Annotated in this window: 17 protein-coding genes; 14 read left to right on the top strand and 3 right to left on the bottom strand. The window is 68.0% G+C overall.

Annotation, left to right across the window (positions count from 1 at the left end; genetic code table 11):
* Positions 1-88 precede the first annotated feature (88 nt).
* Together ACFVWR_RS00515 and ACFVWR_RS00510 are read left to right on the top strand one after the other, a co-directional pair.
* Entirely contained in the window at positions 89-2,041 is a 1,953-nt protein-coding gene (locus tag ACFVWR_RS00515) for a thioesterase domain-containing protein (RefSeq protein ID WP_387207086.1), read from the top strand.
* Positions 2,042-2,068: 27 nt separating this feature from the next.
* Positions 2,069-2,923 (top strand): polyphosphate kinase 2 family protein, encoded by an 855-nt coding sequence (locus ACFVWR_RS00510; protein WP_387207084.1) that lies wholly within the window; start codon positions 2,069-2,071, stop codon positions 2,921-2,923.
* Between the two features lie 9 nt (positions 2,924-2,932).
* Here ACFVWR_RS00510 and ACFVWR_RS00505 read toward each other — a convergent pair whose 3' ends face one another.
* Positions 2,933-4,243, bottom strand: coding sequence for an isochorismate synthase MenF (locus ACFVWR_RS00505; RefSeq protein WP_387207083.1), 1,311 nt, complete (start codon positions 4,241-4,243; stop codon positions 2,933-2,935).
* Between the two features lie 90 nt (positions 4,244-4,333).
* On the opposite strand from ACFVWR_RS00505, the gene ubiE reads away from it, so the two are divergent.
* The 4 genes from ubiE to ACFVWR_RS00485 are packed head-to-tail and all read left to right on the top strand — an operon-like array spanning position 4,334 to position 8,563.
* Entirely contained in the window at positions 4,334-5,080 is a 747-nt protein-coding gene (ubiE, locus tag ACFVWR_RS00500; RefSeq protein WP_387207081.1) for a bifunctional demethylmenaquinone methyltransferase/2-methoxy-6-polyprenyl-1,4-benzoquinol methylase UbiE, read from the top strand.
* Entirely contained in the window at positions 5,080-6,159 is a 1,080-nt protein-coding gene (locus ACFVWR_RS00495) for a polyprenyl synthetase family protein (RefSeq protein WP_387207079.1), read from the top strand. Before ubiE ends, ACFVWR_RS00495 begins: the two co-directional genes overlap by 1 nt.
* Positions 6,160-6,178: 19 nt before the next feature.
* Positions 6,179-7,537, top strand: a complete 1,359-nt coding sequence (locus ACFVWR_RS00490) for an FAD-dependent oxidoreductase (RefSeq protein ID WP_387207078.1) — start codon at positions 6,179-6,181, stop codon at positions 7,535-7,537.
* Between the two features lie 24 nt (positions 7,538-7,561).
* Entirely contained in the window at positions 7,562-8,563 is a 1,002-nt protein-coding gene (locus ACFVWR_RS00485; RefSeq protein ID WP_387207077.1) for an alpha/beta hydrolase, read from the top strand.
* Here ACFVWR_RS00485 and ACFVWR_RS00480 read toward each other — a convergent pair.
* The gene (locus ACFVWR_RS00480; RefSeq protein WP_387207076.1) at positions 8,551-8,877 is read right to left on the bottom strand and encodes a helix-turn-helix transcriptional regulator; all 327 of its coding nucleotides are present in this window, start codon (positions 8,875-8,877) and stop codon (positions 8,551-8,553) included. The two genes, ACFVWR_RS00485 and ACFVWR_RS00480, sit on opposite strands and share 13 nt — an antisense overlap.
* A gap of 133 nt (positions 8,878-9,010) precedes the next feature.
* Between ACFVWR_RS00480 and ACFVWR_RS00475 the strand changes: the two genes are divergently transcribed.
* Positions 9,011-9,457 carry an Hsp20/alpha crystallin family protein gene (locus ACFVWR_RS00475; RefSeq protein WP_387207075.1) on the top strand — a complete coding sequence of 149 codons (447 nt, stop codon included), beginning with the start codon at positions 9,011-9,013 and terminating at the stop codon, positions 9,455-9,457.
* 99 nt (positions 9,458-9,556) lie between these two features.
* Positions 9,557-9,862: a hypothetical protein gene (locus ACFVWR_RS00470; protein WP_387207074.1), complete on the top strand. Its 306-nt coding sequence runs from the start codon at positions 9,557-9,559 to the stop codon at positions 9,860-9,862.
* A 79-nt stretch (positions 9,863-9,941) separates the two neighbouring features.
* Here the strand turns inward: ACFVWR_RS00470 and ACFVWR_RS00465 are convergent, their stop codons facing one another.
* Positions 9,942-10,430 (bottom strand): YajQ family cyclic di-GMP-binding protein, encoded by a 489-nt coding sequence (locus ACFVWR_RS00465; protein WP_387207072.1) that lies wholly within the window; start codon positions 10,428-10,430, stop codon positions 9,942-9,944.
* Between the two features lie 296 nt (positions 10,431-10,726).
* On the opposite strand from ACFVWR_RS00465, the gene ACFVWR_RS00460 reads away from it, so the two are divergent.
* From ACFVWR_RS00460 to ACFVWR_RS00435, 6 genes are all read left to right on the top strand, one after another.
* Positions 10,727-11,668, top strand: coding sequence for a hypothetical protein (locus ACFVWR_RS00460; RefSeq protein WP_387207071.1), 942 nt, complete (start codon positions 10,727-10,729; stop codon positions 11,666-11,668).
* Positions 11,669-11,799: 131 nt separating this feature from the next.
* Positions 11,800-13,809: a cell wall-binding repeat-containing protein gene (locus tag ACFVWR_RS00455; RefSeq protein WP_387207070.1), complete on the top strand. Its 2,010-nt coding sequence runs from the start codon at positions 11,800-11,802 to the stop codon at positions 13,807-13,809.
* A 124-nt stretch (positions 13,810-13,933) separates the two neighbouring features.
* The gene (locus ACFVWR_RS00450; RefSeq protein ID WP_387207069.1) at positions 13,934-14,959 is read left to right on the top strand and encodes a LacI family DNA-binding transcriptional regulator; all 1,026 of its coding nucleotides are present in this window, start codon (positions 13,934-13,936) and stop codon (positions 14,957-14,959) included.
* A 161-nt stretch (positions 14,960-15,120) separates the two neighbouring features.
* A complete protein-coding gene (locus ACFVWR_RS00445) occupies positions 15,121-16,452 on the top strand; it encodes an ABC transporter substrate-binding protein (RefSeq protein ID WP_387207068.1) in 1,332 nt (443 codons plus the stop codon).
* A gap of 59 nt (positions 16,453-16,511) precedes the next feature.
* On the top strand, positions 16,512-17,423 hold the full coding sequence (locus ACFVWR_RS00440; protein ID WP_387207067.1) for a carbohydrate ABC transporter permease: 912 nt from the start codon (positions 16,512-16,514) through the stop codon (positions 17,421-17,423).
* Positions 17,420-18,319 carry a carbohydrate ABC transporter permease gene (locus tag ACFVWR_RS00435; RefSeq protein WP_387207066.1) on the top strand — a complete coding sequence of 300 codons (900 nt, stop codon included), beginning with the start codon at positions 17,420-17,422 and terminating at the stop codon, positions 18,317-18,319. The genes ACFVWR_RS00440 and ACFVWR_RS00435 overlap by 4 nt, the downstream gene beginning before the upstream one ends.
* Positions 18,320-18,336 lie beyond the last annotated feature (17 nt).

Here is an 18,336-nt window from a genome sequence, read left to right as displayed (position 1 = left end):
GTGGCCCGGCGCTTGAGCACAACGTAGCGTTCACACGGGCGCGCGCACTAGTGCCGGCGGCGCCGGGGGTCGGGGTTAGGCTGACGCCATGTTGCCCCAGCTCCGCCCGCAGACGTGGCGCGGACGTGGTGGCGGCGGCACTCTCGCCTTCGCTCTCGCTCTCGTCGTCGGCGCCCCGATCATGCTCGCCGTCGGTCTTCTGCTGCTCGTGCTCGCAGTGGTGGTGTGGGTCGTCGCGCTGGTGGTGTGGCTGGTCGGGGTGCTGGCCGCTTGGGTCTGGTTCGGAATTCAGAGGATGCGCCGCATCCCTTACCCGTTCCGGTTGCCGCCACCGATCGGTCGGCGCCGGCGCACGCTGAGTCTGAGCTCGCTCTATCTCGCGTCGGCACCCCGCGTGGTCGGTGCCGCGGCCCGGCTCACCGGGTTTCTGCTGGGGCCGCTCGCGCTGCTCGTCTCCCTGGTGGGTGCTGTCGCGCCGCCGTGGCGGGCCCGACCGTACGTCGCGGTCTTCACGCTGAGCGGAATCTTGCGCAAAGCGGTCAACCTCGGTCGGCGCCGCGGGCTGCTGCTCGACGGGGACGAGGTTCGCGTCTTGCTCTACGACGACTTCCTCGAAGAGAAGTTTCCGCACATCCGCGACTTCCTCACCTGGTGGCGCGATCCGGATGCGCCGCACGACTACCGGCCGTCGCCCGGGATCGTCGACGTGCCGCTCGACCTCCTCGGTCTCGGCCTCGAGCCGTACCCCGACCCGCTCGGCTATCCCGGGCTCGCCGCGGGCGCTCTCCGCCGGCGGCAGATCACCGGGCTGCGCGACCTGTTCGTCAGCCAGCGGGAGATCGACGACCTGTGCGATCCCGATCTGGACGACCGGGCCGATGTCGCGATGATCCGGGTCGGTTCGCGGCAGGATGCGCACGGGCTCAAGCACTGGATCGTGCAGTTTCCGAGCACCAAGTCGTGGCACCCGCGAGCCGGCGCCGCCCCGAACGACCTGACGGCCGACCTGGTGATCGGCGCCGACGGCGAGGCGACCGCCACGAGGGCCGCGCTCGCCGCGATGCGCGCCGCCGGCATCCGGGAGGGCGAGCCGGTTCTGCTCGCCGGGTTCAGCCTGGGCGGCATGGTCGCCGCGCAGGTGGCCGAACGTGCGGCGCAGAACGGGTTCACACCGACGCACCTGGTGGTCGGCGGTGCGCCGCTCGGCCGCGCGACGATCCCCGGCGACATCCGCGTGCTGGCCATCGAGCACGTTCTCGACCTGGTTCCCCGCATCGATGGGCGCGAGAATCCCGTCGCCGGCCGCTCCGGCAGCGCCGTCTCCGTCTCCGGGAGGCCGGGCTACCTGACCGTCAAAGCGGGTCCGCCGCTTCCGGCGGGCTTCCGGCTCGGCGTGCTGCACCAGTCGACCGCATACGCCGACACGGCCGCGCTGCTGGAGAGCGACCCTCCCGACGAGGCGGTGGCGGCGCTCGTGCACGAACTCGGCGTGTTCTTCGCGCCGGGTCAGCGCCTCGTCGACCACGCCGCGCTCCGGCGCAGCACGTCGGTCTCGCAGCCGTCGGTGCCGTTCTATCTGCACAGCACCGTTCAGGAGGGCATCACCCGCGGCACGCTGCGCCAGACTCTGCGCCGCATCCCGGATGTGATCGCGGTCGACGTGTACCAGTCGAGGGCGGGCTTCGCCACGACCATCCTCTGGAACGCCGACGTGCTGGTGCGCAGCCTGCGGCCGTGGTTCACGACGGTCGAGCGGATGACGGTCTACCGCGGCCTGCTCTCGCTGCTGAAGCGGCGGCGCGCGGTCGGCATCCACTTCCGGTTGCGGGCCAAGGAGTCGCCCGGCGTGACCTGGGAGGCGACGGTGCAGCGAATGGCCGACGGCCGCTGGCGCGAGACGCTCGACCTCACGTTCGAGGATGCGGCCGCCGAGGAGGAGTTCGGTTCGCTGCTGAGGCCGCCGGGCTCCGGGTCGGCGGTCACCTACTACCCGCCCGACGCTTTCGAGCCGGTGCTGGATGCGGGCGGGACCGTACTATGAACACCAGCTGCGAACGAGGAGGTTGCCGTGGGACGTGAAAGCTTCTGGAAGACGGATCCCACCGACGAGCTGCGGGTCGGTGACGGCTTCGTGCTCGCGGATCGGCCGACCGACGCGCGCATCGGTTTCGACGGTGGCAAGAGCGACGGTGCGAAGGCGCTCGCGGAAGGCGCGGCGATTCTGAACGACCTCCAGGAGAGGCTCTACGCCGCGGGCATCGCGGGGGACAGGCGCCGCGTGCTGCTTGTTCTGCAGGCCATGGACACCGCGGGCAAGGGCGGCATCGTCTCCCACGTGGTCGGCGCCGTGAACCCGGCCGGGGTGCACTACAAGGCCTTCAAGAAGCCGACGGAGGAGGAGCTCGCCCACGATTTCCTCTGGCGCGTCGAACGGGAGGAGCCCGCCGCCGGCCAGATCGGCGTCTTCGACCGCTCCCACTACGAAGACGTGCTGATCGGCCGGGTGCGCAAGCTCGCCCCTGACGACGAGATCGAGCGCAGGTACGGCGCGATCGTCGACTACGAGAAGAAGCTCGCGTTCGCCGGAACCACCATCGTCAAGGTGATGCTGCACATCAGCCGCGACGAGCAGAAGGCCAGACTGGCGGAACGCCTGGATCGGCCCGAGAAGCACTGGAAGTACAACCCCGGCGACGTGGATGAGCGGCTGCTGTGGGATCACTACCAGGAGGCGTATCAGGTGGCGTTCGACCGCACGTCGACCGACTACGCGCCGTGGTACGTGGTGCCGGCCGACCGCAAATGGTACGCGCGGCTGGCCGTGCAGCACCTGCTCGTGCAGGCGCTCGAAGGTCTCGACCTCGGGTGGCCGGAGGCCGACTTCGACGTCGATGTCGAGAAGGCGCGGCTCGCCGCGTCCTGACCGCCGGCTCTAGCCGAACGCCTCGACGATCGGCCGGAACTTCATGGTGGTCTCGGCGAGTTCGCGGTCGGGTTCCGAATCGGCGACGATGCCGCATCCGGCATACGCCGTGAGATCGCCGTTCTCGCTCACCTGGGCGCAGCGCAGAGCGATGGCCCATTCGCCGTCGCCGTCTGCTCCGACCCAGCCGACGGGGCCGGCATAGCGACCGCGGTCGAACGGTTCGAGCTCGCGGATGAGGTCGACAGCATCCGCCGTCGGCGCGCCCGCAACCGCGGCGGTCGGGTGCAGGGCGTCGATGAGGTCGAGCGAGGTCGACCCATCGCTCAGGGCGCCTTCGACGTCGGTCGCAAGATGCCACAGGTTCGGCAGTTTGAGCGTGAACGGGATATCGCTCGCCGCCAGGCCCGAGTTGTGCGGCGCGAGGGCGGCGATCACGCTCTCCACCGCGTAGCGGTGCTCGTCCTGGTCTTTGGTGCTGGTCGCGAGGGAGACCGCGGCGTCGTGGTCGGCCTCCGCATCCGCCCCCCGGGACACGGTGCCGGCGAGCACGCGGGCGCTGACCGAACCGTGGTCGACGCGCACGAGGGTTTCGGGCGACGAGCCGACCAGGCCGTCGACGGCGAACGTCCAGCATTCCGGGTAGCCGAGGGCGAGCTCGACGAGCGCACGGCGAAGATCGGATTCGAGAGGCAGGTGGCCCACGAGGTCGCGAGCGAGCACCACCTTGCTGAGGTCGTGCTCACGGATGCGCTCGACGGCTGCGGCAACGGCCTCGCGATAGCCGTCCTTCTTGAGCGAACCGGGCAGAAGGGAGAGGCGGTATTCGTCGCCGAACGGCGTCGGCTGCGGCATCGCCGGCGCCGTGACGGCCGCCGAGCCGGTGCGGCCATCGGCATCCGTGGAGTCGTCGGCAGGCTCGTCGGCCACGCGGATGCGGGTGATCCAGCTCTGACCGTCGCGGCGGCCGATCACGACCTCGGGCACGATGAGCACGCTCGGCAGCTCGCTGTCGTCGGCGAACGCGAAGGTTCCGAACGCCATGAGCCCGGTTCCGGGCCGGCCGATCGGGTCGATGACGGATGACCGCGACACGATCTCGCTCCAAGCCGTCGCCGCGGCGCGCATCCTGTCGGCGCCGGAGAACTCCAGCCGCAGGGCCGTTCCGAGCCCGGCCATGCCCTGGCCCTTGCGCAGCCAGAGCAGCGGGTGTCGTGCGTCGAGGAAGGGGAGGAGCTGGCGCACATCGTCGAGAGGGGTCGTCTCGACGACAAGCGCCGTAGCGCGCAGGGCGCGGGGCGTGGTCGCGGTAGCTGTCACCAGAACAGCCTAAGCCCGCCATGCTGGGCGCCGGATGCACGTGCGCTGGGCGTTTGAGCGACGTGCCCGGCCGCCGCCTAAGCTAGTGGGGTGAGTAAGGCCGACCTCGATAAGCAGCCCGACCAGGTCGCTGCCATGTTCGACGAAGTGTCGACCCACTACGACAGGACGAACAACATCCTCTCGGTGGGGAACGCGGCGCTCTGGCGTGTGGCGACGACGAAGGCGGTCGACCCCCGCGCCGGTGAGCGCATCCTCGATGTCGCAGCGGGCACGGGCACGTCGAGCGCATCCCTCGCCCGCAACGGTGCCCGGGTGGTGGCTGCCGACTTCTCGGCGGGCATGATCGAGGTGGGTCGTGAGCGTCAGGCCGCGAACCCCTTCATCGAGTTCGTGCAGGCCGACGCCACGAAGCTCCCGTTCCGCGACGCCGAGTTCGACGCCGTGACCATCTCGTTCGGGCTGCGCAACATCGTCGACCCGAAGAAGGCGCTCGCCGAGTTCTACCGCGTGACCAAGCCGGGTGGCCGCGTCGTCATCTGCGAGTTCTCGCGCCCTCCGGTCTCGCTCATCCGCTCGGGATACTCCGCCTACCTGCGCTACGGGATGCCCGTGCTCGCCCGCATCGCGAGCTCGAACCCCGCGGCCTACGAATACCTCATGGACTCGATCGAAGCCTGGCCGAGCCAGCCCGTGCTCGCCGGCTGGTTGCGCGAGGCCGGCTACGAGAACGTTGCCTACCGCAACCTCACCGCCGGGATCGTCGCGCTGCACCGCGGGCGCAAACCGGCACTGCACGAATCCACCGTCCCGCCCGTCCCACCCAAGGGGGAGTAGTGCCCGCAAGCGTTCCGGCTGTGCGACGCCCCGCGTCGCTGTCGAGCCAGATCGGCCTGACCGAGAAGATCTTCGCATCCGGTCAGGACAAGCAGCTCGCCGCCGCGGTCGACGCCGGATTGGCGCTCGTCGAAGAAGGCCTCCACGCGGAGATGCGGTTCGCCGACAAACTCGCGGATGTGACGGCCCGCTACCTGCTGGAGGCCGGCGGCAAGCGCGTGCGCCCCATGCTCACCCTGCTCACGGCGCAACTCGGCAAGGGCAACACCGCCGAGGTGCTCTCGTCGGCCGAGGCGATCGAGATCACCCACCTGGCTTCGCTCTACCACGACGACGTCATGGACGAGGCGCAGATGCGTCGCGGGGTGCCGAGCGCGCAGTCCGTCTGGGGCAACTCGGTGGCCGTGCTCACCGGAGACCTGCTCTTCGCCCGCGCCAGCAAGATGGTCGCCGCCCTCGGCGAGCGTGCCATCAAGCTGCAGGCCGACACGTTCGAGCGGCTCTGCCTGGGGCAGCTGCACGAGACCATCGGCCCGCAGGAGGGCGAAGACCCGGTCGAGCACTACATCCAGGTGCTCGCAGACAAGACCGGTTCGCTCATCGCGGCTGCCGCGCAGATGGGCGTCGTCTTCTCGAAGGCTCCGGTCGAGTACGAGGAGCCCGTCGTGGTCTTCGGCGAGAAGATCGGCGTCGCGTTCCAACTGATCGACGACGTGATCGACCTGTCGGCCGAGGGCGTGAAAGAGACCGGCAAGACGCCAGGCAACGACCTGCGCGCCGGAGTCGCGACCCTTCCGCTGCTGAGGTTGCGCGAGCGTGCCGAGAGCGATCAGGGCGCCCGCGAGCTGCTCGAACGCCTCGAACGCGACGTGATCGGAACCGTCGACGACGGTGCGATCACCCCCGAAGCCACCGCGGCGATCGCCGCCCTTCGCGACCACGACGTCACGGCGCAGACCCTCGCCGAGGCGCACCAGTGGGCGCGCGAAGCCATCGATGCTCTGGCGCCCCTGCCTGACGGACCCGTCAAGAAGGCGCTGACCCGGTTCGCCGACACGATCGTCGAACGCTCGAGCTGAACGAGGAAGAAACTAACGAATGACCAAATTGCGACTGGCCATCGTCGGAGCCGGCCCCGCCGGAATCTACGCAGCGGACATCCTGCTCAAAGCGGAGAGGAACTTCGACGTCTCCATCGACCTGTTCGAGCAGCTGCCCGCGCCTTACGGACTCGTGCGCTACGGCGTGGCCCCCGACCACCCGCGCATCAAAGGCATCATCACCGCGCTCCGCGAGGTGCTCGACAGCGGTGACATCCGGCTGTTCGGCAACGTGAGCTACGGGGTCGACATCACCCTCGACGACCTCAAGCGGCACTACAACGCGGTCATCTTCGCGACGGGTGCTGTGCGTGACGCCGACCTCGACATCCCCGGCATCGACCTGAAGGGCTCCTACGGCGCCGCCGACTTCGTGAGCTGGTTCGACGGCCACCCGGATGTGCCGCGCACCTGGCCGCTCGAGGCCCAGTCCGTCGCCGTGATCGGCAACGGGAACGTCGCGCTCGACGTCTCCCGCATCCTCGCCAAGCACGCCGACGACCTGCTGCCGACCGAGATCCCCGACAACGTCTACGAGATCCTCAAGGCGTCGCCGGTCACCGACGTGCACGTGTTCGGCCGTCGCGGCCCGGCACAGGTCAAGTTCACCCCGCTGGAGCTGCGCGAGCTGGGCGAGCTGAACGACGTCGACATGATCCTCTACGACGAGGACTTCGACTACGACGAAGGCTCCAAGGCCGCAATCGCCAGCAACAAGCAGGTCATGGTGATCGACCGGGTGCTGCAGAAGTGGCGCGCACGCGAGGTGGGGGCTGCATCCCGTCGCCTGCACCTGCACTTCTATGCGAAGCCGCTCGAGATCGTCTCCGACGGCGAGGGGCGCGTCGCCGCCATCCGGTACGAGCGCACGGCGCCCGACAGCGAGGGGGGCGTGCGCGGCACCGGCGAGATCCGTGAGATCCCGATTCAGGCCATCTACCGGGCGGTCGGGTACTTCGGTTCGCCGCTCGACGGCATCCCGTTCGACCGTAAGCACGGTGTGGTGCCGAACCACGAGGGCCAGGTGCTGCGCAAGGGAGACAACGAGCGCTTCTACGGCGTGTACGCGACCGGCTGGATCAAGCGCGGCCCGGTCGGTCTCATCGGTCACACCAAGTCGGATGCGATGGAGACGATCAAGCACCTCATCAACGATCAGGGCAATTGGTGGGTGCCGACCGATCCGTCGGAGGAGTCGGTCGTCGAACTGCTCGAATCGCGGAACGTCGAATACACGAACCTCGACGGCTGGCACAACCTCGACGAGCACGAGCTCGCGCTCGGTCAGGCGCGCGGCCGCGTTCGCGTGAAAGTCGTTCCTCGTGACGAGATGGTGCGCGTCTCCAACGACAAATAGGGCGGAACCCGCCAGTCTGGGGTCATGAACCGCGACGCGAGGTGGCAGCCCGATGTGCTGGGCGACGGGTTCGAGCAGACGACGCTGCCTCTCGCGCCCGACGGTGAAGGCGATGTCGTCGCGACGCTCGTGCGATATGCGCCGGCGCCGCGGTTGTCCGACCTGCACCTGGGTCGCGAAGCGGCGGAGAACACCGACGTGCTCTACGTGCACGGCTGGTCGGACTACTTCTTCCAGCGGGAGCTCGCCGACTTCTGGCACGGGCACGGCGCCCGGTTCTTCGCGCTCGACCTGCGCAAATACGGCCGGAGTCTCAGGCCGGGGCAGACGCCCGGTTATGTTGACGACCTGTCGACGTACGACGAGGAGATCGACGCGGCCCTCGCCGTGATGGGCCATGGCGAGGGCGCGACGGGACGCCCCCGCCGACTCGTGCTGCTCGGCCACTCGACCGGCGGCCTCACGCTCAGCCTGTGGGCGAACAGGCACCCCGGGCGGGCGGATGCGCTCGTACTGAACAGCCCGTGGCTCGAGTTCCAGGCGCACTCGGTCGGGCGGGCCGCCCTCAGCCCCATCATCGGCTTTCAGGCGCGCCTCGAACCGCGGGCCCAACTGCCGAACGTCGACCTCGGCTTCTACACCCGCTCTGTCTCGGCGACCATGGACGGCGAATGGGACTACGACCCGGCGTGGCGGCCGGCGCGGGGGTTCGCCGTGCATCCGGGCTGGCTGAACGCCGTGCTCGCCGGGCACGCGCAGGTCGCGGCTGGGCTGTCGATCGACGCACCCGTGCTCACGATGCTCTCGGCCCGGTCGACGATCCTTCCGCGGTGGACACCGGACATGATGAGCTCCGACATCGTGCTGGTGGTCGACGACATCGCCCAGCGAGCGATCCGGCTCGCGCCGACCGTCACACTCGCGCGGGTCGACGGTGCGCTGCACGACATCTTCCTGTCGAAGAAGCCGGTGCGGGAGGCTGCATACGCCGAGCTCGCCCGCTGGCTGAGGGGCTACTTGCGCTGATCCGTCGCCTTGCGCTTATCCGACGCCGGGTCAGGCCGATTCTCGTCGAGCTCCCGTCGCAACGCGGCGTTCTCGCCTTCGAGATCGAGCACCCTGCCGATGCCGGCCAGGTTCACGCCGTCGTCTTGCAGATCGGAGACGCGCCGCATCCGTTCGATGTCGCCGGCGCTGTAGCGGCGCGTTCCACCGTCGGTGCGCGCCGGCGTGAGAAGCCCCTTGCGCTCGTAGAGGCGCAGGGTCGCCGGAGGGAGGCCGACCAGTTCTGCGGCCACGGCCATGCTGTACAGAGGCTGGCTTTCCGGGGTGTCCACCACTCTTGAATCCTGGGCGAGAATGCCCCGTTCTGTCAAACCTCGCTGTAGAAAATCTACGGGAATTGATGTAGATTATCTGCAGTGAAACGGAGAGCCTCGCGAAGCGGGGCCCGAGACGAAAGGAGAATCTCACATGTCCATGTCATTTGATCCTTTCAGCCAGTTGGACAGGATCGCGCAGAGCATCTTCGACACGAGTCGGCAGCCGCGCACGATGCCGGTCGACCTCTTTCGCGAGGGTGACCGGTATGTGCTGAACGCCGACCTCCCCGGCGTCGATCCCGGAACGGTCGACGTGGATGTCGACGGTCACCTGCTGACCATCCGCGCGCAGCGGTCGGCCGCGAACCGCGAGAACTCGCGTTGGCTCGCCCAGGAGCGTCCGTTCGGCGCTTACATGCGCCAGTTCTCCATCGGCGACGACGTGAACGCCGACGGCATCAGCGCCAGCTACGACAACGGAGTGCTCAGCGTGGTCATCCCCATCGCCGAGCGGGCCAAGCCGCGCAAGATCCAGGTCGAATCCGCGAGCGAGTACGGCCAGGGTGCGCAGAGCGACCAGAAGGCGGTCTCCGCCTGACCCCGACCGCGCCGGTGGCTGTCGCCCTTCGGGGTGTCAGCCGCCGGCGCGCATCCCCAGCCCAACGCCACTGCCACCGACCAGGGAGCTGCACAGACCATGACCACAGCAGACCTTCTGCCCTCGCGGATGCGCGACGGGCTGCGTCGTCTTCAGCCGGCCGTCACGCGCTCGCGCCGACAGGCTTACCGGATGCGCCGCCGAGTGCGCTCCTGGGCGGAGAACGCCGCCGAGCAACTGCGGCCGGCGAGCCTCGACTCCCGTGACCTCGGCCGTCTCGTCGCGGCCATGACCTTCTCGAGCGCCGCCCTCGCGCTTCTGTTCCTGCTCGCGGCGACCTTGGTGGCCGTGCTCTACGCACCGGTCGCCCGCGACGCGCTGCGCGCGATGGGCTTCGACGTTTAGGAGCGCCGACCTGCCAGTACCTGCAACAATTCGGGGCGAAAAGCTGCAGTTACTGGCATCTCGAGGTCGTTCGGCCGCGTCAGCGGAAGTTGACGAACTGGACCGCCACATCCAGCTCGGCGCCCTTGAGCAGTGCCATGGTCGCCTGAAGGTCGTCGCGGCTCTTGGAACTGACCCGCAGCTCGTCTCCCTGAATCTGCGACTTGACGCTCTTCGGAGCCTCGTCGCGGATGAGCTTGGAGATCTTCTTCGCGTCATCCTGCTCGATGCCGTTCTTGATGCTCGCCTCGATGCGGTACTCCTTGCCAGACGCGAACGGCTCGCCGGTGTCGAGCGACCGGAGTGAGATGCCGCGCTTGATCAGCTTCGACTCGAACACCTCGAGCACGGCCTTGACGCGTTCCTCGGTGTTGGCCTTCATCAGAACCTTCTCGCCGCTCCACTCGATCGACGCGCCGACGCCTTTGAAGTCGTACCGCTGGTCGATCTCTTTGCGGGCCTGGTTGAGGGCGTTGTCGGCCTCCATCTTGTCGACCTTGCTGACCACATCGAACGATGAATCTGCCACGATAATGAACCTTTCCCTCGTGCGAAGCTTGCCGGACCAGTTTAGGGCTTGCTCCACTTTCGGGGGCCTTGACAGCGGATGGCGCGGCTGAGAGCGTTCACCAGGATCGAATCGAGGGAGTGCTGGTGGTTGTCGCGTCAGGCCGAGCAAGGCTCGCAACCCGGTGGAGCCGACGCTCGACGATCGTGGTCGCCCTTGCCTCGAGCATCGCTGTCGCAGCCGCATCCTGGGGCGTGGTCTCGGTCGTGACGACGGTCGATCACGCGAACGCAGACGCCGCGTATCAGCGCGCCCGCGTGAAGCTCGCGCCGATCGGGCACGAATTGGAGAAAGCGCGCGCTGAATTCACCGCGGTCCAGGGCTCCGTGCGTGATCTGGGCGGCCAGATCGCCGAGATCCAGAAGGCGACCGGTGACTTTCTCGACGTCGGACAGCGCGGACAACTCGCGGCGACGGCATCCGACATCGCGACGTCGTTGCAGCTGACGGAGGGCGAGGCCCCTTCGAGACAAGAAGCGGTCGGATCACCGTCGTCATCGACCGAGGAACTGAAAGCAGACACCGCGACACTCCTCACCCAGACGTCTCGAGAGACGTCCTGGCTGCAACTGACGCGGCGTTCTGTTCAGGGGCTCTCCGCTCGCGAGAAGCTGAGCACGTCGCTGTTGGATCAGATCGTCGCGGGCGTTCCCAAGCGGCAGGGTGCAGCCGCTGTCGCCGGGCTCGACGCAGAAGCCCAAGCGGTCGTGGCATCGTTCTCGCGCGCAGAGCAACCGGCGAAGGATGCCTTGATCAGCTCGGCCGCAGCCGCACTGGCCGGAGTGGCCGCGCACCGGGCGCCAGGGCCACTGCTGCTCGACTACCTTCGGAAGGCCGGGGCCGTGCGCGACTCGCAAGCGGCCGTCGATGCCGCCGCCGCGGCAGCCGCGGCAGCCGCGGCTGCAGCAGCCGAAGCCGCCCGGCAGGCGGCGGCAGCGGCAGAGCATTCCGCCACTGGGTCGGGCGGTGGTGCCGGCAGCGGGCCGCCCTACGCGATTCCCCCTCCGAATTGGGACACCCACTACCCGATACTGCTGGTGCTCGGCGATTATCAACCCGGCTGTGCGGGCACCTTCATGTACGAATACGTCGCGCCGACCCAATATGCCGGTACGACGCTCGATCCTCCCTACCCGTACAGCTACACCACATTCCCGACCGATAACGCCTGGGGCGTGCGCGTCTACGCCTGCAACTGACCTCTCCCGCCCCGCGGAGCAGGAGGAACGTCGAGAAGAACCAACCGGTATGCATGTATACGGGATCCTCGGCTAGAGTCTTCGCGCGGGGCGCGATCGGTATCCCGACATCGTTGGAGGATCGTTCACCCATGCAGAGCCGCAGGCTACTCGCCGTCACCATCACCGCTGCTCTCCTGCTACCCCTCGGGTTCAGCGTGCAGGGGATCGCGAACGCCGAGCGCGCGGCGGCCGCATCGCAGCCGGCGATCACGTCGTTCCCTGCCGGTGTCAGCCGTCTGAGCGGTGTCACGCGCTATGACACAGCGGTCGCGATCTCGCAGCGCTATCAGCCCGGTGTCGATGCCGCGTTCGTGGCGACCGGCGCAGACTTCCCCGATGCGCTCTCAGCCGCAGCGGCAGCCGCAGAACTCCGCGCCCCACTCCTCCTGACCCAGCCGTCGCAATTGCCGGCCGCCGTGGGAGCCGAGCTCGCGCGCCTTCAGCCGGACATCATCTACCTGGTGGGCGGCACCGGCGTCGTCAGCGCCGGGGTCGAGGAGGCTCTGTCGAAGATCGCCGACGTCAAGCGCCTCGGCGGGCCTGACCGGTATGACACAGCGGATGCGATCATCCGTACCGCCTTCGACGAAACCCACACCGACCACGCGATCATCGCGACCGGTCGCACCTTCCCAGACGCGCTCGCAGCGACCGGAGCGGCAGGAGCCCGGCACGCCCCGATCGTGCTCGTGGATGGCATGAAGCCGGCGTTGACGTCGAAGGAGCTGCTGCTGCTGTCTGACCTCGGCGTGACGACCGCGAGTCTGACCGGCGGCGACGCCGTCGTCTCCGCGGGCATCAAAGCCCAGCTCGCGAAAGCTGGAATCGCCGTCACCCGTTATGGCGGCGCCGACCGCTACGGCACCGCCGCGCTCCTCAACCAGGCGTACTTCTCTGCAGGCTCGTCGACGAGCGCCTTCCTCGCCACCGGACTCGATTTTCCGGATGCGCTGGCTGCCGGCGCGCTCGCCGGCGGCCTGGCCGCGCCGCTCGAACTGAGCACGCGCACGTGCGTCGAGCCGGCCGTGGGCGACCAGCTGACCGCACTCGGCGCCGCCAGCACCGTGGTGCTCGGCGGTGAGGCGGTCGTCTCCGCGTCGGCGGCGAACGCAGCGCGCTGCGTGCACCCGACAGTGACCGAACCGCTTGTGAACTGGGCGACCTCGAACTGGAACGTCGCCACCGGCGTCGCCGCACCGTACTCCGACCGCCCTCCGGTCGACGTGAACAGCTCGACGATCAAACTCGACTCCACCGGTCTGCTGATCTACACCCGCGCCGACACGCACACGCGAGCCGACCACCCGGTCGCCTACGCCCAGTACGGAATCTCCGCCCTGCTCGAATACCAGCGCACAGGGCAGAAACTGTGGCTCGACCGGGCGATCCGCCAGGGCGATCGCCTGATCGCGACCCGCACCGACAGCGGTGGCGCCTGGTGGTATCCGTACACCTTCCCGTGGACGTACTACCAGCGCACGTTGACGGCGCCGTGGTGGTCGGGCATGGCCCAGGGCGAGGCGTTGTCTCTCTTCACCCGGCTCGCCGAGGCCACTCACGACAGCCGGTGGGACACCGCCGCCGATCACACGTTCGCGAGCTTCACCCGACCGCATTCGACGACCGCTCCGTGGTCGAGCCTCGTCATCGACAAGCACCTCTACTTCGAGGAGTACGCAGGCGACCAGCCGCCCCTCCTGGTTCTGAACGGCCACGTGTTCGCGCTGTTCGGCCTGTACGACTATTGGAAACACACCGGGAATGCAACGGCGGCGCGCTACTTCGACGGGGGAGCGACGACCGTGCTCGAGCGGATGATGCCGCTCGTGCGCGTCGAGGGCGGCGTCTCGTACTACTGCGTGCAGGCCGACTATTGCCAGTCACCGCTGTGGCAGAACAAGAACTATCACCCCATCCACTCGTGGCAGCTGGACACTCTGGCCAGGCTCACGGGCGACAGCCGTTTCACGACGTGGTCCGACCAGTTGCGAAGCGACTGGGTGCTGCCGCTCACCTCGCGGTCGCAGCCGCTGTTCCCCGGTGACGGGTCGGTGGACTCGTCGCATCCGGAAAGCGCGCCGGATCTCGGAGGCTGGTAGCCGCCGGCCGGGGCCGCGAGCACCCTTGATGTACGGGCGGTCTGTGTCGCCCTTGGCTTCTCGGGCCCGCATTTCGGCATAGGATGTCGGTCGCTCGGCGACGGGCGGAGAACGAGGTGGATCGGTGACCGATGAGCGCGTGACCATCGTCGACGTCGCCAACAAGGCGGGCGTCGCGATCAGTTCTGTCTCGAGTGCCCTCAACGGGCGTCCGGGCGTCTCCGACGTCACGCGTGAGCGCATCATCCGGATCGCAGCCGAGCTCGGCTTCGTGCCCTCCCTTCGCGGTAAGAGCCTCTCGGGGCGCCGCGCGTACACCGTCGGTCTCGTGCTGCACCGCGACCCGGATGTGCTGGAGCTCGACCCGTTCTTCGGCGGCTTCATCGGCGGCATCGAAGACGCGATCGACGCTCGCGGATACGCGCTCGTGCTACAGATCACCGCCGAGTCCGACCAGGTGCTGCAGCGCTACGAGAAGTTCGCCGCGGACCGTCGCGTCGATGGCGTGCTCGTCAACGACCTGGAGATCGACGACCCACGCATCCCGCTCATCGGAAAGCTGGGGCTGCCGGCCGTGGCGATCAATCCGGGCGCCGACTTTCCCATCCCTGCGGTTCGGCAGGACCCGGATGCGGGGATCAGGGCGACCGTGCGGCACCTGGTGGAGCACGGTCATCGTCGCGTCGCCTACGTCACCGGTCGCCCCGACATGATCCACTCGGCGCAGCGCGAGAACGCGTGGCTGTCCGCCATGCGGGAGTTCGGGCTGGCGCCCGGCCCGATCGTTCCGGGCGACTTCACGTATCTCGCGGGCACGTCGGCCGCGACGTCGCTGCTGGCGCTGAGCGAGCCGCCGACGGCGGTGGTGTGCGCAAACGACCTGTCTGCCATCGGCCTCATCGCCCAGGCGCAGCACTTGGGTGTGGATGTTCCCGGCGAGCTGTCCGTCGCAGGTTTCGACGACATCCGGCTCGGAACCTACGTGCGGCCGTCGCTCACGACGGTGCACACGAGTCCTCGCGAGCTGGGCCGCGAGTCGGGCCGGATGCTCATCGATCTGATCGACGACGGCGCGGTCGACGACGTCCGCATCTCCGATGCGGGCTTCATCGCGCGCGATTCCACCGGCCCTGCTCCCGCCGTGCGCTGACCAGACGAACCTGACCCCCGAATGGGGGTTGTCTTCGCAGAAGGAGCCGTGCAACCATAAGTCACCGAAACGTTTCGGTAAACCCGCATCATCTGACCCGAAACGTTTTGGTTCCCAGCCCCACCGGCTACACATTCCCGAACTCGATGAGGAGAAAACACATGGCGACGAAGAGGTTGCTCGGCACGACACTCGGCCGGCGGATCATCGCCGGCTTCGTCGCCGCGGCCACGATCGGTGGGCTGGCGGCCTGCTCCAGTGGCAGCGGCGACACGGGCGGCGGAGAGCCCAGCGGAAAGCTCCAGATCCTCGTCTCGAGCAGCGACGCCACCGATGCCGGCTTCCGCGCGGTCAACGACGCGTTCGAGAAGCGGTACCCGAAGGTCGATGTGGTCTTCTCGACGGTCTCGAACGACAACTACCCGGCCACCAAGTCGTCGCGGCTGACCGCAGGAAACCTCGACCTGTTCGTGGTGAAAGGCCTGATGGAGACGCCGTCGTACGCGAAAGACGCCGCCACCGACGACGCCCGGCTGGCGAAAGCGGGCGCTCTGGTCGATCTCACCGACGAGCCGTTCCTCAAGAAGTACACGCCGAGCCTGCTCGACTCGCAGGCCATCGGCGGCAAGCAGTACGCGGTGCCGACCGGCGTCAGCTACTACACGGGCGTCTTCTACAACAAGAAGATCTTCGCCGACAACGGCCTGAAGATCCCCACAACCTGGGGCGAATTCACCGCCGTCGTCGACGCTCTCAAGGCCAAGGGTGTCACGCCGTTCGGCATGGGCGGCAAGGACAGCTGGCCCGCCGGCCTCCCGATGCTCGCTTCCGCGGCGTCGCTCTACCCCACGGTCGCCGACAAGCAGAAGCTGGCGAAGGAGCTCTGGACGAACAAGGCGAAGCTCACCGACCCGACCGAGGTCAAGGTGCTGCAGCAGACCGAGTACGTGCTCCAGAACTCGCAGCAGGGCGCAGCGGGCGCCGACTATGCCTCGATCCCCGCGGGCTTCGCCGCCGGCGACTTCGCGATGACCGTCGACGGCACCTGGGACCAGCCGACCCTCGACGCGGCCGTCGCCCAATCGTTCGACTACGGATACTTCCCCTTCCCGGGGTCGGACGACGCGGCCGACAACGCCCTGCTCAACGGCAAGACGGAGCTCCAGCTCGCCGTCCCGACCTCGGCGAAGAACAAGACGGCGGCACTGGCCTGGCTGAAGTTCTTCTCCGACACGAAGAACTACGAGGTGTTCCTGCAGAAGTCGGGCTTCTCATCCGCTCAGCCCGGCGTCTCGGCCAGCGAGTTCCTCCAGTCGATCGGCGACTACACGAAGTCGTACGAACCGGCCTGGGACCAGGTCTGGTTCGCCAACAACAAGGCCGGTCAGGATGCGGTCTTCCCGTTCAACTACCCGGCCCTGAACCCGCTCGGTTCCGCCACGCCTGAGCAGGCCGCCGAGGCCGCTCAGAAGGCATGGTCGGCGGCCGGTTGACCCTGCCGAGCAGGGTGGTCCGCTCCCCGCGGGCCACCCTCTCGAGAGTCGAGAGACACATGACTGAATCGTTCCCCTTCCCCCGCAGAACACCCGTGCGGATCACCTTCGGGCTCGGGATGCTGCTGCTCGGCATCTTCGGTTTCGCTCCGGCGATCGGCGTGCTGGTCGCATCCTTCACCGACCTCCGGGGCCTCCCCGGCCTTCCGATCAACTTCGTCGGCGTGCAGAACTACGTCGACTTCTTCTCGCCCGCCAAATGGGCGGACAGCGCGAACGCGCTGAGGAACACGATCATCTTCGCCGTGGCGAGCACCGTGGTGCAGATCGTCGTCGCGCTGGCCATCGCCGTGCTGCTGAACCGCCGGCTGAAGGGCCGCAACTTCTACCGCGCCGTGGTGTTCATGCCCACGATCCTGGGCGTCACCGTGACCGGGCTCGTCTGGTCGCTGATCTTCAACGTCAGCGGCGGCCCGGCCGCATCCCTGCTCGACCTCTTCGGCGGCAAGTCCGCCTTCTTCGGCGACCCGCACCTCGCGCTGACTCTTGTGATCGTGGTGCAGGTGTGGATGGTGCTCGGCGTCTCGGTCATCATCTTCCTGTCGGGGCTCCAGGCCGTTCCCGAGGAGTTGCACGAGGCGGCGGAGATCGACGGGGCGAGCGCGTGGCAACGGTTCCGCAGCGTCACCGTGCCGCTGCTGGCGCCGTCGATCACGGCGAACGTGCTGCTCGGCATCGTCAACGCGCTGCAGAGCTACCAGCTGATCTACGTGCTCAGCGGCCCCAACAACCGCTCCACCCAGGTGCTGTCGCTGCTCGTCTATGTGCAGGGCTTCGGAGGCGCCTCCGGCACGACGCTGTCGCAGTCGCAGGGTTATGCGTCCGCGGTCTCGATGGTGCAGTTCGTGCTGGTGGCGGTCGTCTCGATCATCGCCCTGACCATCCTGCGCCGACGAGAGGCGAAACTGTGACCGCGACCGCCAGCACCACCACGACCACCAGCCCCGAGCCGCTGCCGACGGCGCCGGAACGCCCCCGCGAGACCACGGTACGGCGCCGTCGACGCCGTATGCCGATCGGTGCATACGTGTGCGCGCTCATCCTGATGATCGTCTTCCTGTTCCCGCTGCTCTACCTGCTCAACACCGCACTGAAATCGCAGGCGGAGTTCGTGGCGAACCCCGTCGGCCTGGTGTCCGACCCGCAGTGGGGCAACTTCCTCACAGCGTGGGAGAAGGGCGACTTCGGCTCCTACATCCTGAACAGCGTGATCTACACGGCCGTGGGATCGGCCATCGGCACCCTGCTCACACTGGTGCTGTCGTTCCCGGTCGCGCGCGGTTACGTGCGCGGCTCCAAATACTGGTCCATCGTCTTCGTGCTCGTGCTGTTCCTGCCGAACGCCCTGATCACCCAGTTCCAGTTGCTGCTGCGCCTCGGCCTGTACGACACCCAGCTCGGCTACATCCTGCTGGTCGGTGTCGGTGTGGGCGTCGGCCCGCTGCTGCTGAGCGGGTTCGTGCGCTCGATCCCGCGCGAGTTGGACGAGGCCGCCGCGATGGACGGGGTGGGCTACTGGCGCTACCTTTTCACGTTCATCCTGCCGCTGGCGCGGCCCGCGCTCGTGACCGTGTTCATCCTGCAGGCGGTGTGGATCTGGAACGAGATCATCCTCGCGACGGTGCTCCTCGCCGACCCGACCAAGTTCCCGGTCACCGTCGGGCTCTACGCCTTCAAGGGAACGTACGGCAACCAGTGGCCGCTGCTGGCCGCCGCGACCTTCATCGTTGCGGCACCGCTGATCGTCGGCTACATCTTCATCCAGCGCTACCTGGTGAACGGAGTCGTCGGCGCCGTCAAGGGCTGACCATCCGTTCCCGCTCA

The organism is Leifsonia sp. NPDC058292 (genome assembly GCF_042880955.1).
Lineage (GTDB): Bacteria > Actinomycetota > Actinomycetes > Actinomycetales > Microbacteriaceae > Leifsonia.
The sequence above is the reverse complement of the archived record's forward strand: the minus strand, read 5'-3'. Positions and strand labels throughout refer to the sequence as shown.

Excerpts from the sequence above, each read along its gene's own strand:
- ACFVWR_RS00470 (WP_387207074.1), top strand. The coding sequence starts at position 9,557 with ATGACCACAGCAGACCTTCTGCCCTCGCGGATGCGCGACGGGCTGCGT.
- ACFVWR_RS00515 (WP_387207086.1), top strand. The coding sequence starts at position 89 with ATGTTGCCCCAGCTCCGCCCGCAGACGTGGCGCGGACGTGGTGGCGGC.
- ACFVWR_RS00485 (WP_387207077.1), top strand. The coding sequence starts at position 7,562 with ATGAACCGCGACGCGAGGTGGCAGCCCGATGTGCTGGGCGACGGGTTC.
- ACFVWR_RS00490 (WP_387207078.1), top strand. The coding sequence starts at position 6,179 with ATGACCAAATTGCGACTGGCCATCGTCGGAGCCGGCCCCGCCGGAATC.
- ACFVWR_RS00475 (WP_387207075.1), top strand. The coding sequence starts at position 9,011 with ATGTCCATGTCATTTGATCCTTTCAGCCAGTTGGACAGGATCGCGCAG.
- ACFVWR_RS00455 (WP_387207070.1), top strand. The coding sequence starts at position 11,800 with ATGCAGAGCCGCAGGCTACTCGCCGTCACCATCACCGCTGCTCTCCTG.
- ACFVWR_RS00440 (WP_387207067.1), top strand. The coding sequence starts at position 16,512 with ATGACTGAATCGTTCCCCTTCCCCCGCAGAACACCCGTGCGGATCACC.
- ACFVWR_RS00445 (WP_387207068.1), top strand. The coding sequence starts at position 15,121 with ATGGCGACGAAGAGGTTGCTCGGCACGACACTCGGCCGGCGGATCATC.